Origin of the sequence: Cupriavidus sp. UBA2010 (genome assembly GCF_002335265.1) — a bacterium.
GTDB lineage: Bacteria > Pseudomonadota > Gammaproteobacteria > Burkholderiales > Burkholderiaceae > Cupriavidus > Cupriavidus metallidurans.
Window position 1 is genome coordinate 190,904 of the sequence record NZ_DDCI01000024.1, and the last position, 17,000, is coordinate 207,903.

The following is a 17,000-nucleotide window of genomic DNA, read 5'->3' on the forward strand; positions in this document are numbered from 1 at the left end:
CGCGTCATTCGGCCAGGCATTTGGTGTCATCGGGGGGGCAGGGCGCCAGCAGCATGCGGTCGATCGTCCAGCTTCCGGGTGCCGACACCGGGGCGCCGGGCGATGCCGCGCGGGAGGTCCACGATGCCGAGGACAGGTCGCCCAGGCCAACCGGGATGCCGGTCATGGCGATCAGTTGCCCCGGCTGGGCCGCCGCCGGGCGCGGGCTGCCGTCCGGGTCGGGTCGCGGCACTGCATTGGCGCGCGCGGACATGTCCGCGCCCACGTCGCGCAGGCTGACGTTCTCGCCGGCCGGGGTGCGGGTGCGGAAGGCTGGCTCCCGCAGCACCACGAAGGCATCGGTCGTCACGAGGTTGCCGTTCATATTGAGTGCGAAGCGGGTAGACGGCGCGTACAGTTGTACGTCGTATGGCCGTGGCTGCATGCTGCGGTTGTCCATCAGCACGCGCATGGCCTCGTTGCTGAAGACGAACTGGTCCAGCACACGCCCCCTCGCAACATCGAGTGCGCCGCCACGCATGGTCAACTGGCCGCCAGCCGTCCACAGTCTGCCGAAATTGGCACCTGCAGCGCTGTCGATCGTCAGGTCGACCCGATCGGCGAGGGCGCCGCTGCCGGTGTCCACCGCAGTGGCGGCAAGGCCGTTCGTGCCGGTGGCTACCAATGTCAGCGGCGCGGCGGGGTCCGTGGCACGCACGTTGGCGACGATGGTGCGGCCGCCGAACGCGGCACGCTGTTGGGCCCGGGCCTCGTCGACGCGCAGCTGGTTGCCTGCCGACAGCGTCATGGTGTTGGCCTGGATGGCATTGGCGCGCAGGTCGTGCCCGGCGGCGGCCAGTACATCGGACGTGGCGGACAGCCTGCCGACGTTCAGATCGCCACCTGCGGCGAGCTGCGCGCTACCCGCCGTGATCTGCGTGGCCGCCAGCGTACCGGCCGCCTGCAGGACGAGGGCGTCGGCCGATGCGTCACCGATCTGCAGGCTTGCGCCGCTTGTGACGCGAGCAGGGCCGCTGCTCGCCAACTGGCCGATCACCACATCGCCGCCGATGTCGGCGGACAACGCGCTGGCCTGCAGGTTGGCGGCGGTCAGCGCGCCGCCAATACGCATCCCGGCGTTGCCCGCGACCGTCAACTGGTGTAGCGCGGCGTTGCCGGCCACTCTCAGATCAGCGGAGCCGCTGGCGAGACGCCCGCCCGCAAGCGATCCGGCGATGTCGAGCGCGGCATGACCGGCGGCCGTGACCGACATCGCGTCCAGATTGCCCAGTGAGGCGAGGGCGAGGTTGCCGCCGCTGCGCGCATCGAGTGACGACGTGACGATCTCCAGCGCGTCGCCCGCGCCGATGCTGCCGTCCGCCGCCAGCACGATGCCGGCGCCCGGTGCGCGCGCCGCCAGGTTGATGCCGTCGCCATTGGCGTCGGTGATGCTGCCGCCAGCGGTAAGGCGGATCGCATCCGCCGTGTCGGCGCCGGCTGTCAGCTGGCCGAGGGCCATGTCGCGATTGGTGACCGCCTCGATACGCCCGGCCGCTTCAGCCGTGGCGCCGTCCGCCATCGTCAGGGATTCGCCTTGCAGGAACAGGCCGCCGGCCGCGCGGACGTTGCCGCTCGCCGCAAAGACCAGCCCGCGCGCGCTGCCCAGCGCCACGTCTGTGCCGACGACCGTGCCATACAGCGTCAGGCTGCCGCCCGCCGCCGCGATGCCGACATCGCCGCCTGCGACGATGTCGCCCAGCGCCAGCGCGCGCTGGTCGCTACCGAGGAAGATGCCTTGCAACGCGGTTGCCGTCACCTGGCCGTCGGCGAGCACGGTGAGCGCGAGCGGGTTGACGCTGCTGCCAATCGCACCGGCCGCCTGCAACGCCACTGATCCTGCCTGGATGGCCTGCAACCGGTCCGGTCCTCGCGCGTCGACGATGTTGCCCGCACGGGCCGACAGCGACACCGCGCCGGGCGAGTAGATTTCCGCCACGTTCAGATCGCCGGCAAGCTGTGCAACGTGTACGCCGAGCGCGCCACGCGCGGTCAGCGTGCCGCCGTTGGCAATCTGCGTGGTCAGCGGATTGGCGGCGGTGCCCACGCCGCCGTCGCCGGCTTCCAGAACCATGCTGCCGCCTTCGAGGTTCGGACGCGCCGGATCGGTCGCCACGCTATAGATACCGCCCGCGCCCTTGACGCGGATCGTGTCGCCGGCTTTCACCGCGTCGATATTGAGGTCGGTCTCGGACCCAAGGTAGACGTGCGTGGCCGCCGTGATCGAGATGGCACCGGTGCTGGCCACGTCGACGTCGTCGCGCTGGATGATGCGCAACTGCCCGTTGGGCAGCACGGCCACGTCATCGGCCTCGGCCGTGGCCAGCGCCTCGCGCTGCGCCTGGGTCAGCGTGGAGCCAGCCGTGGAGGCATCGATCAGGACTTCGCCTTTCAGCGCGCCGACGCCGCCATTGCGTGCCACCAGCGAGACATTGCGGGCCTCGATATTGGGCTGCTCGATCTGCGTTTCGGTATCGGTGGTGGTCTTGTTGTAGACCGCGCGGCTGATGCCGTACTTGAGTTCGTTGGCCGTCCACGTGCCGCCGGTGGTCACCGACGCCTTGTCCTCGGCGGTGACGTAGCCGGCGTAGGTAAAGCCCGCCCGGTACTGCTGCGTCAGGTCGCTGACCGTGCCGTCGGTAGTGGTCAGATGGCTGAAGCGGGCGTGCAGCGCCTGTAGTTCGGGCGAGGCAGTGGCCGGATCGTAGGCGTCGGCCACCAGCATCGGGTTGCCGTCCGGTCCCACCACCTGACGCAGGTTGCGCAAGTTCCAGTAGGTCTGGTACTCGCGGTCGCGCAGGCCCACCAGGCTGCGCAGCGCCTGGTCGGTGCTGGCCTGGGCGCCGGCGCCGAGCAACTGCATGTCGGTCCACAGCGATTCGAGCTGCGCCAGCGTGCGGGTATCGCGCGTGCTGTTGTCGTTGGCGTCGATGAAGCTGCCGTTGTCGAGCACAATGCTGACGTCGCGCCCGTGCGACACCACGCGGTTCAGGCGCAGGTCGCCGTCGCGCTGGCTCAGGAAGATGTCGTTATTGGCCTCCGCATCGAGCTTGCCGTTGACGCCGTCGGTCTGGATCTCCAGCGCCCGTGCCGCTGTGCCCAGCGTGCCGCCGTGTGCAATCAGGTTCAGCGAGGTACCGCGAATGTCGGGCAGACCGCCAGCAGCGGCCCGGCCTGCCAGGATCGACGCGTCGGCTTCGAGCGTGACGGTGCCAGCCCCCGTGCCGATACGGCCGATCACCATGTCGCCGCTGCGCTCGCGCACCGACACGTCACCCACGACGGTGCTCGCGTTCAGCAAGCCGCCGTCCCGCACGTCCACCGAGATGGCATTGCCGTTGTTGCCAATGCCGGTGGCGGCCGACAGGTTCACGTCCTGGCCCACCACGACGGTACGGTCCGCGGCGTTGATGCTGCCGGCGGTGGACGTGATCGAGGCCGTGCCGTTGCCGGCGTTGACCGTGCTGCCGATGACGACGTTGCCCTTGCCGGTCACGTTGACGCTGCCGGTGTCATGACCGACGAACGAGATGCCGATGGCGTAGTCGGCCTTGACCGAGTGCTTGTGGAAGTCCTGTTTCTCGTACTGGTAGACGAAGATCTCGCTGTCGCACCAGTAGATGCCGCAGCCATATTTGCCGGTGTCGTAGGTCGACACATGCGTGGTGTCCTTGACCGTGCGGGTCTGGAACTCGTAGAGATAAGCGTCGCTCTCGTGCGCAAGATCGCGGGTGACGAAGCCGGTACGGTCATAGATCTGCTTGCCGCTCTCCAGTGCATACCAGCCCGTGCGCCAGGAATCGCTGGGGTCGTCGCTGGCGCAGCCGTCGCCGCCGGCGCCGTAGCAGCCCTTGGTGGTGTAGTTGACCAGCTCGCGCTGGAACGTCTGCTTCTGACCCGAAGTCCAGCCGTACCGCAGGCCGGACAGAGGCGTGTAGGTGGTGGTGCGACCTTCGCCCAGGTTCGTCGTGGCGAACACAGCGCCGTCGCGCACGGTCTCCTGGGTGATCTGGTTGCCGATGCGTCGGTAGATCGTTGAGGAGAGCGGCTGGCCATCGAACAGCATTGCCGACGTGTCGGTGATCTTGATCGTGCCCTCGATGTTGCTGCCGACGTCGAGCGTGTTCAGGCGCACCGTGTAGTTGGTGTCGTTCTGCACGTTGATGCGGCCGTAGCCATCCATCACACGCAGTTCGCCGCCGCCGGTGTTCAGGATCTGGCCGGTCAGTTCCATGTAGCCGCCCTGCACGCGGACGTTGTCCAGCACGATCTCCTGCGAGACCACGTCGTAGACCGCGTGGATCAGGCTGTCCGTGCCGGTCATCCGCACGCCCGAAAGCTCATAGCGGGTCTTGATGTCGCCCGGCTTGACCCCGGCCTTCAGTTGCTGCGCATAGTCGGCGGCCGCCTTGGCGATCTGCGCCGCGATGCTGGTGCCGCCAGCGCGCTCCGCGTCGAGCACAATCGACCAGTCCGGCAGGCCCGCCTGCACCAGCCCGTTGATATTGAGCACGCGCGCGTTCAGGAACACGTTGTTGCCGGCAATGATGCCGACGCCGCTGGCCAGCGGAATGGAACCCGGGGTGGCGGTCTCGATCGCGCCATTCGGGTTGGACCAGTTGGCGGGGTCGGTGCCATAGCGCAGCGAGTAGGCGCGGTACTTCGCTTCGAGCGCCTGCGCCACGGCGTCCCATGTGGCCGACGGATCGCCCGCCACATGGAAATAGCCGTCCGTCGGGGACATCACGAAGTCGCGGCCCGCCGTGATGCTGACGGTCTGGCCCAGGATACGGCTGCCCGCCATCGTGCCGTTGCCCTGCTGGCCGTTCTTGACCAGCACACTGCCTTCCTTGCTCTCGATGGTGATGTTGCCGCCGAGGTTCAGCACGTCGCCGGTGATCAGCAGGTCTGGCGACTGGGCATTCGGATCTCCGGTGTTCAGCGCCTGGTAGCGCTGCGTCACGCTGATGGCCGGCTTGCCGCTGGCCGTGCCGGTAACCAGCGTGCCGCTGCCCGCGCTTTCCTGGCCCCGGTTCCGCTGGGTGATGTCGGCGAGCGTGGTGACCGATGCGTTGTTGAAGGTCACATGACCGCCCTGGTCCTCGGGGATCTCCAGCTTGGAGACCTGGAGGTAGCGGTTGCTCGACGAGTCGATGTTGATCAGCGCATCGCCGGGCGCATTGACTTTGCCGGTTGCCGCCACGGTCAGCACGTCGGCCTTGACATTGACGTCGCCGCCGCTGGCGTAGACCGGATCCACAGCAATCACCTTGACGGTCTTGGACGAGACGCCGCCAAACGCCGCCAGCTCCTGCTGCAGGCGTGAAATCTCGGCGTCGATCTGCGCCACGAAGGCGTCGCCGGCTGCCGCGTACTGCTGGCGCGCCCGCGTGTAGGCATTGATCTCCGACTGCAAGTTCGCCACGAGGTCCATGGTGGTCTCGCGGAAGGTGATGCCTTCCGACTGCTCGAGCACCTTCAGCGAGCCATCGGAGTTGTCTTCCACGCGCAGGATCTGCTTGTTCTGGATGCCGGCCTGCACGTTGCCGGCAATGTTCACCCGGTTCGCGACATCGGTTTTGCTGGAGCCGCCTTCGATGTCCAGCGAGATGTCGCCTCCGCCGAACAGGTTCGAGAAGAAGCTGCCCACTGCGGCAGCCGCCTCGCGCCACAGGTCCTTGCCCACGCCCTTGCCGTCGGCCAGCAGGTTGCCGCGCTCGGCATAGAGGTTGACGTCCTTGACGCTGCGCACGACGGCGCCGTTGGCCACGTCTACGCGGCCCTGGATGTCGATCGCTGCGTCGGCGTTCGGGTCGGTCTGCACCGGCACGATCGACTTGTTGAACAGGTCGGTACGGGCCACGGCGCGTACGGCGTTGGTATTGCCGTCCGCATCGGAACCCACCAGCAGGTTGACGTTGCCGTCGGCGCGAATCGTCGCACCGCCGGCAATATTGACGGCCAGCGTGCCGGTGACGGTGGCGGCCGAATTGCCCTGCGCCGCGCTGGATAGGCCGTAGGTCTTGGCATTGGCGCTGGTCTCGATGTCGCTGGCCACGCGCGCCGCGAAGCTGGCGTCGCCCACGGTGTCGAGGTTGGCGCCCTGAGCGACGACGACAGCCGTGTCGAAGTGGTCATGGACCAGCGATTCGGCGCGTGCAATATCGAGCACGCCGCCCGAGTCCAGGCGGGTCTTGTCGCGCGCCTGGACGTCGCTGTACGCGGTGAAGCGCGTGCGTCCCGGGTCGTCGCGGTCGCCCGTGATGCGCACCGAGGCGTTCTGGCCAATGAGCGTCCGGGTGACGGTATTGATGTCGCTTTCGCTGATCACGGCCGAGCCGTTCAGGAAGCCGCCCGAGCCCGCCTCGGCATTGTATTCGCCGCCGTCGAGCCACGGCTTGCGCACGAGGTTCGCCGCCGTGGCTTCGATGCCGTGGCTGACCAGGTTGGCGCCGTCGCTGATGGCTGCGGTCACGCTGGCGTCGACGTCATGGCGCGTCAGGGCGCCGCTGGCGCCCACCAGCGCGGCGTTGACTGAATCCACCTCGCCATTGAAGCGTGCGGTGTGGAGGGCATCGACGACGATCTTGCCGTCACCGCCCGAGCCGGTCGCCAGCAGCGCCTGGCTGCTGGTGCCACCGCCCAGTGCTGCGGTCGTGCGCGACTGGTTGCGCGTATCGGCCACGGCCGCCGCACCTGAGATCAGCCCACCGCTGCCCGACATGGCCTGCGCGGTGGTCTCGTCAGTGCCGATGGCCTGCACGGTCAGCGTCGCGCCGGCCTGGCCGGTCACCCCGTTTTCGATGGTCGCCGTGGTGTCTGTATTGGCATCGGCCTGCGCGATGTTGGCGCCAACGGCCAGCACCCCACCCACGGTAACGCCGTTGGCATTGGCGTGCGTGCCGGTGTCGGAACTGGCGCTGACAAGGGTGGCGTTGTTCACCAGCAGGACCGTGTTGCCGCCGATCGTCGCGTGGCTGGCGGTCTTGGTCAGGGCATCGGCGTCGGTGGCATTGGCACCCACGAGTCCTGCGCCACCCGTGGCGCGCGCGAAGGCGTCGGCATTCTGACTGCCTGCAGTGCGCATCGTGGCGGCGCGTACGTCTACGCCATCGGCGACGATACTGCTGCCCATGATCGCGGCGTTCGCGGTGGTGGCGGCGGTCGCCTTGGCCACCGAGGCGCCGATGGCCGCGTATACCGCGCCGTTGTAGCCTTCCGCACGGGCCTGCGTCTGGGGTGCGGCCGTCGCGACCACGCTTGCCGTGCCGCCGGCCTGCACCGTGGCATTGGCGATGCTGGCGGTGACGATGCCGTCGTCGGTGGCCGTGGCACCGGAGCCCGTGGCGGCGCCGGCGCCGCCAGACCCCGCGCGCGCCAGGCTGCCCACACGGCCGCTGCGTTGTGCGCCGAGCATGATGTCGCCTTGCGCGGCCACGTTGGCGCGCAGGCCGCTGTCATCGCCGATGGCGGCGATGGTCTGGCCGGACTTCTCGGCCGTTGCCACGGCGGCGCCTGCCGCCACCAGGCCAACCTGATAGCCCTGGGCTTCGGCGTTGGCATCGGTCGCGTCGTCAGCCGTCACGGCGACGTCGTTGCCAGCTTGTGCGGTGGCGCCACCGGAAACCCGCGCCGATACCTGGTTAGCAATGTCGACCGTGGCAACCGCCGCGCCGAGCGCAACCACGCCGCCTGAACCTTGGTACGCCAGCACCTGCGCGGCCGGCGCGTTTGCGTCGAGCGCACGGGTGCCTGCGTGCAGGCGGATGGCACCGCCGGCCGTCAGCGTGGAAGCGCCGTCGACCAGCGCATCGACGTTGTGGCGAATCTGCATGACGCCCACCGCCGCGCCGACACCGGCGAAGCCGCCAGCGGCAGCACCAACCAGGATGTCGTTGCGGTCGCTTTCACTGGCGTCCAGGCGCACGTCGCCACCGGCTACAACGGTCGAGCCCGAGATCACGGCCGCAGTGCGCGCGTCGAGGTTTGCAGCGTTGATGCCAGATTTCACGGAGACCCCGGCGCGCTGGTTGAGCGCCGTCCGGGTGCTGTTGTCGAGGGCATTGCCGAATCCGCTGGCGCCGACCTTGTCCTGCTGGCCGAGCGCCTCGACCTTGCTCAGCGTGCCGTTGCCGTCGTGATCGAGCTCCTGCGCGGCGTCGCCGCTCGGGCCCTGGCCGACCAGCGTGACGGCCACCGAACCGGCCAAGCCCGCTCCGGTAAAGCCCACGCCGGCCGATACCGCCTGCGCCGACAGGTCTCGTTCGGCCCGCGCCTGGAGCGTCACGTCGCCCTGGGTCTTCACATCGCTATGGTCGATCCAGGCAGTGACCGTGTTGTCCACGCGTGTGACCACCGCTGCCGCGCCTACGCCCGCACCGCCGCTCAGCCCGGCGCCACCGGCGAGATTGTCGACGGTCGTGCGGTCGGTGGCGCTGACCGTGAGTGAGCCGGCGCCTGCGATGGCCTGCTGCGGAGCCGCGCCAACCAGCGTGGCGATCGCCGTACCGTTGGGGTCGTACAGCACGCCATCGCGCAGTTCGCCTTCAAACGGGGCGAGGGCGCCACTGGCATCGCGCAACGTACCGGTGACCAGGGTGGCCTTGCGGCCTTTCGCGTCGGTTTCGGTCCAGACCTGCGCATCGGACAGCGTCGCGCCGTTCGTGCCTTGCAGCGTGCCGCCCATGGCCTGGCCGCCGGCATCCGTGCCCACCAGCCGGTTGTTGTCGATGGTGGCGGACTGGATGGTGCCGGTCAGCGTCACGTCGTTGCCGATCGTCGAGCCGGCGATGCGGCTGTTGGCCACCCAGGCCTGCGTCGCGCCCTCCGTCAGCACGACGGCGGCCGAGCCCGCCCCGGCACCGAAGCCGCCGCCCGCGCCGGAGACACTCCAGTTGTCGATCTCGGTGCGGCTGTCCGCCGTGACCGATACACCCCGCGTGGCGCGGATCGCGGCGCCATCGATCGTCGCGACGGTCTGGCTCTGGTCCAGCCCCACGCCGAAGCTGCCAGACATTGCTACGCCGCCGCCCGACAGCGCACCGGCACCCAGCGCCATGCGGCTGAGGTGGTCGGCATCGACCGCGAGGGCACCTGCCTCGGTCGTGCCGCCGCTGAGCGCGGCCTGGGTTGTGCTGGTGAATTTGGCCAGCGAACCGGTGCCAGCCACGCCCGCGAGGCCGGCCGCGCCGCCGGCCGCGACCGACGCCGCGCTCTGGCTCGACTGCGCGACGATGCTGGCCGTGCCGCGCGCCCGCACGTTGCTGTCCACGATCTGCGCGCGCGTGGTGCCGTCGAACACATGGGTGTCCGCCGCAGCGGCCACGCCAACCGCGCCGCCGCCCAGCGCGCCGACAAAGCTGTTCGCATAGGCGTGGTCGGCCGCGCGCACGTCCAGCCCCTGCGCCAGACCCGCGCCGTTTAGCAGGTTGACGCTGGCGTCGCGCACCTCGGCCACGGTCTCGCCGCCCATCACATCGACCTGCGTCGTCACGCCCACGCCGGCATAGGTGCCACCGCCCACCGTCGCGGCCAGGCTTTCTACTGAATGCGTGGCTGTGGCGTTGACCGCCACACCGGACACCGACAGCGTTTCGCGCATGCCGGCCAGGTCGCTGCGTGCGTAGTGGCCGAGGTCGGTGCCATCGGCCAGGTCGGCCAGACCGTCGAGTCCGCCGCTCTGTACGTTCAGTTTTGCGGCCGGGTCGAGCGCCAGCGCATCGACCTGCGTGCCGTTCCCGACGATGCCCGCGTACGTGGCGGCGTCCATCACATTGACGACGGCGGCTGCGCCGACGCCGGTCACACCGAAGCCGATGCCCACGCCGCCGGCGGCAACCGTCACGCGGTCGTCGCGGCGGGCCAGCACGCCAACGTTCTGCCAGGCGCGCACTGTGGCGCCGTTGTCGATCACCGCCGACGTGCTGCCGCCAAGCAGGCTGGTGGCGAACGAACCGGCCACGGCCACCGAGCCGCTGCCGGCGCCGCTGGCTGCGAGCGTGTCGATGGTCGCATCGGCGGTGCCCGCCACCGTGACGTTGCCGGCCTCGACGTTGCCGCCGTGAATGCCGGCCGACGTCACGCTGTCGATCTGGTTGACCGTGGCGGCGGCGCCGAATGCGGCACTGCCGCTGCCGGCGGCCGAGCCGGACAGCGAACGGATCAGCGCGCTGTCGGTGGCGAGCACGGACAACTGCTGGGTATCGCCCACGGCCGTGGCATTGACCAGTTGCGCCGTCGTGGTGTTGGCGATGGTTGCCGTGGCGGCGGAACCATTGATAGCGAAACTGGGCGCGCCGCCCGCCGAGGCAGCAAGCGTGTCGATCCAGGACGTGTTGTCGGCCCGGATCGTGTTCGCGCCGCCGATGTACAGGGCGGCGTCGGTCACGCTGGCCTCGACCGTATTGCCGATCTCGTTGACGCTGACGGCCGCGCCCACCGCGCCCGTCCCCAGGCTGGCGTTGATCTGTCCGGCCGCCGCGCTGATGTGCGAGGCATCGCTGGCCGCCACCTGCAGGGCGCCGGCGGAGATCGTGGTCTGGTCTCCACCGATGCGTGCGGTGATGGTATTGCCGATGTCGTTGATCACCACGGAGCCGCCGCCGGAGAACTGTCCGGTGCCCACGCCAACGCCGGCCGCATAGCCAAAGATGGTGGCGCCGCTGTGCGCCACAACGTCCACGCTGGCGTCGGCCGTGACGGTCGACTGGTCGATCTCGGCCATGAAGCGGTTGCCGATCGTGTTGAACAGCATCGACGCCCCGACGTTGTTGCCGCCTGCCTGGACGTTGCCGGCCACGGCGACGATGCTGGCGCCATCGGTGTCGGTATTGCCCGCGCCGGCGCCGGAGTAGTCGTAACCCGATGCGCCGCCAGCGCCGTCGTGCTGGTCGATGACGGCGTCCAGCCCATTGATGCGGGCCGTATCGGCGGCCCGTACCGCTACATTGCTCGCGTCGATTCGCGAGCCGTTGCGGATGCTGGCCTGCACAACGTTTCCGATGTCGTTGAAGACGAACGCGCCGCCCAGCGTGACGTTGTTGCCCGAGCCGGTGGCCGCGACCATGGCGCCGCCGGCGCCGATCAGGCTCGCGGTCAGCGCCTGCACCTGCACGTCGCCGGCCCCGGTGATCGCCGTGTTGTCCACGATGGCCGTCGCCGTATTGCCGATATCGCTGTACGTGACGGCGGCGCCCACGCCGCCCCGGCCACCGCCGAGCAGGGCACCCCCCCCGGTGCCAAGCGTTGTGCGGTCGTAGGCCAGCACGTCGACGTCGGTGCGGTGGGCCTGGCCCGTGATCGTGCTGTCATCCACTGTGGCCCGCACGGCATTGCGCGCGGTGCTGACCGAGACCGATCCGGCCGCCGAGGCCGCTTTGCTCTGGTCGGCCGAGGCATTGACGGCCAGCCCCAGTGCCACGGAGAGCTGCTCGCCGCCCGACAGCGCCATCACGTCAACTCGTGTGGCATCGGTCACGCGCGCGTTGTGCAGCGTGGCTTCGGTGGTATTGGCCAGGTCGTTCAGCGCCAGCGCACCGGCAATGGCCGCGCTGCCCCGGCTGCTCTGCGCGTTGGCGCGGGTCAGGGCGGCCGCGCCGCTAAAGGCGCCGATGTCCGTGTTGTTGACCGCCGTGACCGCCAGGCTGCCATCTTCCAGCGTAATGTTCGCGTTGCTGACGGCGGCGCTGGTATTCATCGCCACAAGGTTGATGGCCGAGGAGCCCGATACTCCGAGCCCGAACTTCGGCGCGGTCTGCGGCGCCTGGGCGTCGCCGAGCAAGGTGTATTTCAGCGCGGTGCCCAGCGTGGAGAGCTTGCCGCCGAGCTTGTCGAAGAAGCCCTGGTCGGCAGGGTCCTTCTTGGGCTTCGGTTCCTTGGGCTTTTCGGGGGCCGCCTGCGTGGTGATGGCGCCCGCCACGGCAATGCTCTCCACGCGACCGTCGGTGCGTGCGCCGACATCGACGTTCGATGCCAGGAGGTTGACCGCGTCGGCGCCGGCCTGGTTGCTGCCGATGCGGGCCTGGGTGTCGGTCGCGACCTCGATCAGTGCATTGCCGAGCCCCACGCTGGCGCTTTCGGACTTGTTGATGCCGCCGGACACGGCCCAGATCACGGTGTCGTCCTGAGCGGCCACGCGCAACTGGTTGGCCGTCACCTGCGCGCCGGCATCGATGACCGCCATCGTCTCATGGGCGGTGTTGGCGTACGCGAACGTGCCGTTCAGGCCGAAGCCGCCGCCGCGGCCGGCGCTGGGTGCCAGCACGAACAAGCGCTCCGTGGCGTCCGCCGTGACGGCCACGTCGACGCGCGAGCCGGCCGTGCCATCGGCGTTGACAACGTTCCCGCCGATTACCGCGCCGCGCCCGACGCGGGCCTCCACGCTGTTGTCGAAGTTGATCTGGTTGTAGGCGCCACCGACCGACGCGGCATCGCCGCTGCCGCCGCTGCCGTTGCCGGTCAGACCGAGGTTGCCCGCCGAGAAAGCGCCTTCGGTCTCCATCGTCGCCTTGACGTGGACGGCCGCATCGAAGTCGGCGCGGGTGCCGTTGGCGAGGTCCACGCCCCAGGTGCCGTTGGTGGACGGCCTGACGGTGACCGACGCGCCATCGCCCACCGTGGCGCGGCTGCGGTTGGTGAAGTCGAGGTAGCTGACCGCACCGCCCACGCCGAGGTCGCCATCGTGTGCGCTCGTGGAGGCGTTGGCGTAACCCGTGAGCTGGTCGGAGAACCCCAGCGTTGCCGTGGCCTTGGCGATCAGCGCGTCGAGGTTGTCGAACTTGCCCCAGGTGAACGCGTAGGGTAGCGAGACGTCCGACAGGAGCCCGAACTGGCCGGCCGTGATCGTTGCACCGTCGCCCACGCGGGCGTTGGCGTCGTGACGGTAGAAGCCCAGCGTCACCGCACCGCTGACCGAGGCTTCAGTGGTGCTGTTCTGGTTGCCGCTGGAGGTGTCCTGATCTGCCGAGCTGGCGCTCATGGCGTGGATCTGCGCATCGCGCACGGTGGCGGCCACCACCACATTGCCGGTGGCGTCGATGTGCACGCCATTTGCCACCTCGGCTGTGGCGCCGCTGGAGAAGTCGATGTACGAGAGCGCACCGGACAGCTTGAACGGCGACCCATCGGAGTCGGCACGGTCATCGGCCTTGGGCGTGCCATTCTTGCTGTTCAGCAAGTACTTCTGGACCATCTCGGCGCCGCGGGTGCCGATGCCGTAGACGCGTTGCAGCAGGTGGATGCCGCCCACCGTGGACGAGGCATTGGTGCGGTTCTTCAGCGTGTCGTCGTGCGCGGCGAGCGTGACGTCGCGCGCGCCGACCAGGCCGGTGCCGAGTCGTACCGTGGCCGCCGTCTGCCCGTCGAAGATTGCGGCCGCGCCGCCGGCCACACCGTCGTCGTTCGCGGTCTGGCTCATCGAGGTGTTGAAGCTGTTGGTATTGCTGGCGGCCAGACGCACATCGCCGGTGACGTTGACACTCGCGCCGGCGGCAACGTCCACGCTGGCGTTGGCGCGCGCACTGGTCAGCGCCACGCCCACGGCGACGTTGTCCTCGGTGGAGATCGAGGTGACCGAGACATCGAGCGTGGCCTTGTTGACGGCCTCGGCCACCAGCGTCTTCGCGCGCAAGGCGGCGCCAGCCTGCACCGATACCGAGGCCGCCGAATCGACATCGGCCTTCAGGAAATCGACGCTGAACGGCACCAGCATGTTCCACAGCGACATCTGGCTGAAAGTGGTCTCGGCGGTGGAATCTGCCTTCATCGCCAGCGTGCCGCTCGCCTGGATATTGGCGCCGGCACCGATACTGACGCTGGCGCGGCTGCGGGTCTGCATGGCGCCCAGCGTGACGTCACCAACAAGGTCCGCCAGCCCGAGCGAGCCACTGGTGGCGATGGGCACATCGGCCAGCGAGACGATGCTCTTGTTGTAGATGGCCTGGCTACGGGCGTCGATCGAGATATCGCCGCCGGTCAGCGTGGCGTCCGCGATGTTGACGGAAGCCTCGGACGTCACGGTCGAGACGAGATCGGTGCCGGCCGTGTTCGCGGAGTCCGCCAGCAGCTTGATGCTGCCGTCCTTGACGGCGTCGCCGGTGCCGCCCCCGCTGCGGGTGTTCAGCACGGCGCCGCCATGCACGTCGAGCCGGCCGCCCGAGGTGACGTCGATCTGCCCACCGTTGTCCGGCGTGGCCGCCGCGTCGAGCCGGCCGCTGATGTCGACGTCACCGGTGGCCGCAAGGAAGATGCGCCCCTGTACCGCTACCACCTGGCCTGCCTGTGTGATGCCAGTGGTGTTCACCATCTGGTCGAACTCCGCCTGCGGCACGCCGGCACGTAACTGGGCGGTGTTGCCGACGACGATCTTGCCACTGCGCAGGTCGATACTATCGGCAGCGTTCAGGCGGCCCCGCACCTCGATCAGGCTGTGCGGCTCGATCGGCTGCCGGCCCTGCATCAGCAGGTCGACGGCAATGCCATTCGGCTGATCCTTGCCGAGGAAGAAGCTGTCCATGAAGCCGCGCGACGGCGCCGACAGGTGAAGCGAGCCGGCGTTCATCACGCCCGAACTGGAGATCAGGAAGCCGTCGGGGTTGGCGAAGAACACGTTGCCGCCTATCCGCCCGTCCTTGAGCGCGTTGACGGTGCCGTCGATCTGGCTGCGTCCGCCGCCGATCAGGTTGATCAGCGCGCTGGTGCCAGTTGGCAGGTTCAGGTTGACCGTGTGACCGTTGCCCACGTTGAACGCGGAAAAGTCGTTGAAGGCGGCGGACCCGACCACGCTGGTGGTGTCCACGCGCGTCACGGAGGCACCCGGGGTGACCGTCGTACTGGTCCTGCCCGAGGCGACGACCTGTGCCGCCGCCTCGCCGAGCACGCCAGCCGTCCCAATCAGGGTAGCGATGGCAATGGACAGTTTGCGCGCGACAATGCGTTCGCGGCGCAGCCGCGTGGCGTGGTCCTTCATGGCGATTTCCCCCGGCGCCCGCGCGGCATGGCACGGTGCGACAACCCGTTGATGTGTTGAACTGAAAATCAGGGCCAGCCGGCGATGGCCGGCCAGCTACCGCGCGCCCGCGAGGCTGGCCCCGGGGCGCGTCAAGATGTCATGTCAGCGACGAAGTCAGGCTTCGATGGCGTCGGTGTCTGCGTTTGCGTTTGCGTTGGTGGCGGCAACGGCTTCCGGAGCCGGGTCGCCACTGGCGGACGTCGCCGGCATGCGTTCCCGCAGCCGTAGGGCGAGCTGTGGCAGAAGGTCGAGTGAGAGCCGATGGGCCATCACCGCTTTCATCGTGCCGTCCATGAGCCAGCGCTGCAGCACGTCGGCGGGCAGGGCGGCGAGCCGCGCTTCGTCGACCGCCAGCAGGCCGGACAGCGAGAAGCGGCCGGCCTCGCCCACGTCAGCCACGGCGTGTACCTCGGTCAGCAGGTCGTGCGCGGCCAGTTCGGCGGCGAAGGCCACGGCATGTTCGAACGTACGCTGGAACGCTTCGAGGAAGTCGATGCTGCCACGCAACGCCGGCAGTGGCTCGTTGTCGTCGCCGAACAGCGGCGTGCCCAGATCACTGTCCGCGTCGTCGACGAAGCCGGGGTAGGCGCGGTCGATGCACACATTCCATTGCCCGCCGTCTTCGGCCAGCACGAACGGATACCGGCGCACGAAGGCCGGCACATACGCGGCATCCCAGCGTCCGTCCGCATCGACGAACAGGTTCTCGTCGCTGCGCACGCCCAGCAGCACCACCGGCACAGGCTTGCCGGTGGCGTCGCCCGCAAAGAGGATCGGGTAGACGCGGCTGGCGATGCCGAACTCGGCCAGCGTCAGCACGGTGGAATTGGTCTGCCGTGCGAAACCGTACGCGTTCTCCACCGGCTGCATCCGCAGATGGCGGTGGCGGTAGCGGTTCAGCATCTCGGGCTGCCGATAGAAGAGCAGTTGTGCCATGGATGTCCCTTCAACCCTTGGAGGCACGACTGGCGCCGCGCGTCCGAATATTTATTGTGTTTGTGTGGTGCTTCGCCGCGCAACTTGGGAGGCAAGCGGGCGAAATATACCGGGCAGGGCAGGCGGGGAAAATACGGCACCCGTCGTATTTCGGGGGGGTGGCGCGGTGAAAACTGGCGTGGCGGAACGGGCGGAGGGCTGTTGGCGGGGGGATCGGAGCTATACGGTCCGCAAACCCACCCGGACCGCATGGGCCACCAGTTCCGCCGTGTTGTGCAGCGACAGCTTGCGCATCAGGTTCTCGCGATGCTTGCGGACGGTGAGCGGGCTGATGCCCAGTTCGGCCGCGATCTCGCTGGCCGTGGCGCCACGCGCGATCAGCGCCAGGATCTGGCATTCGCGGCGGGTCAGCACGTCGTCGGCATCTGGCACCGTCGCGGCGGCGTGCCCGCGCGGGCGCTGGTCAACATGCGCGCCGTGGCCGATTCCCGCGCCGATATAGGGCTGGCCCAGGCGTAGCGCCTCGATGGCGGGCAGCAGTTCGCTGACATCGCTGCGCTTGACGAGGAAGCCGTGCGCGCCCGCCGCCATGGCGACGGACATCGCCTCCGCATCGCCATCGCCGGTCAGCACCAACACGCGCATCGCAGGGAAGCGGGTCCGCGCCTCGCCCAGGAACTGCCGCACGTCCAGCGCCGGCATATGCAGGTCCAGCACCAGCAGGTCCACCGGCTGCGTGGCCAGCAGCGTGCGCAGCGCGGCGCCATCCACGGCGGTGCCCACCACCGTCACGCCGTCCACCACCGACAGCAGCAGCTTCAATCCTTCGAGCACGATGGCGTGATCGTCGGCGAGCGCAATGCGGGTGGGCGAGGGCAAAGCGGTCATGGGGTTGGGGCGTGGAGGATTGCGGATGTCGCGGACATTGGCGCGGCCTGAAAAAAGGGCGCTTTGTCTGTTCGCTGGCAAACGGATAATATCAGGCGCCGACTTCACTTACTCCCGCTTTTTTCCCGCCAAC

Annotated in this window: 3 protein-coding genes; all 3 read right to left on the minus strand. The window is 68.9% G+C overall.

What is annotated here, in order from left to right; all coding sequences use genetic code 11:
* Positions 1 to 4 precede the first annotated feature (4 nt).
* Positions 5 to 15,001 carry a leukotoxin LktA family filamentous adhesin gene (locus B2246_RS20065; protein WP_286880612.1) on the minus strand — a complete coding sequence of 4,999 codons (14,997 nt, stop codon included), beginning with the start codon at positions 14,999 to 15,001 and terminating at the stop codon, positions 5 to 7.
* A gap of 156 nt (positions 15,002 to 15,157) precedes the next feature.
* Positions 15,158 to 15,979, minus strand: coding sequence for a SapC family protein (locus B2246_RS20070; protein ID WP_008651331.1), 822 nt, complete (start codon positions 15,977 to 15,979; stop codon positions 15,158 to 15,160).
* Positions 15,980 to 16,198: 219 nt separating this feature from the next.
* Entirely contained in the window at positions 16,199 to 16,867 is a 669-nt protein-coding gene (locus B2246_RS20075; RefSeq protein ID WP_035882399.1) for a response regulator, read from the minus strand.
* Positions 16,868 to 17,000: the final 133 nt, after the last annotated feature.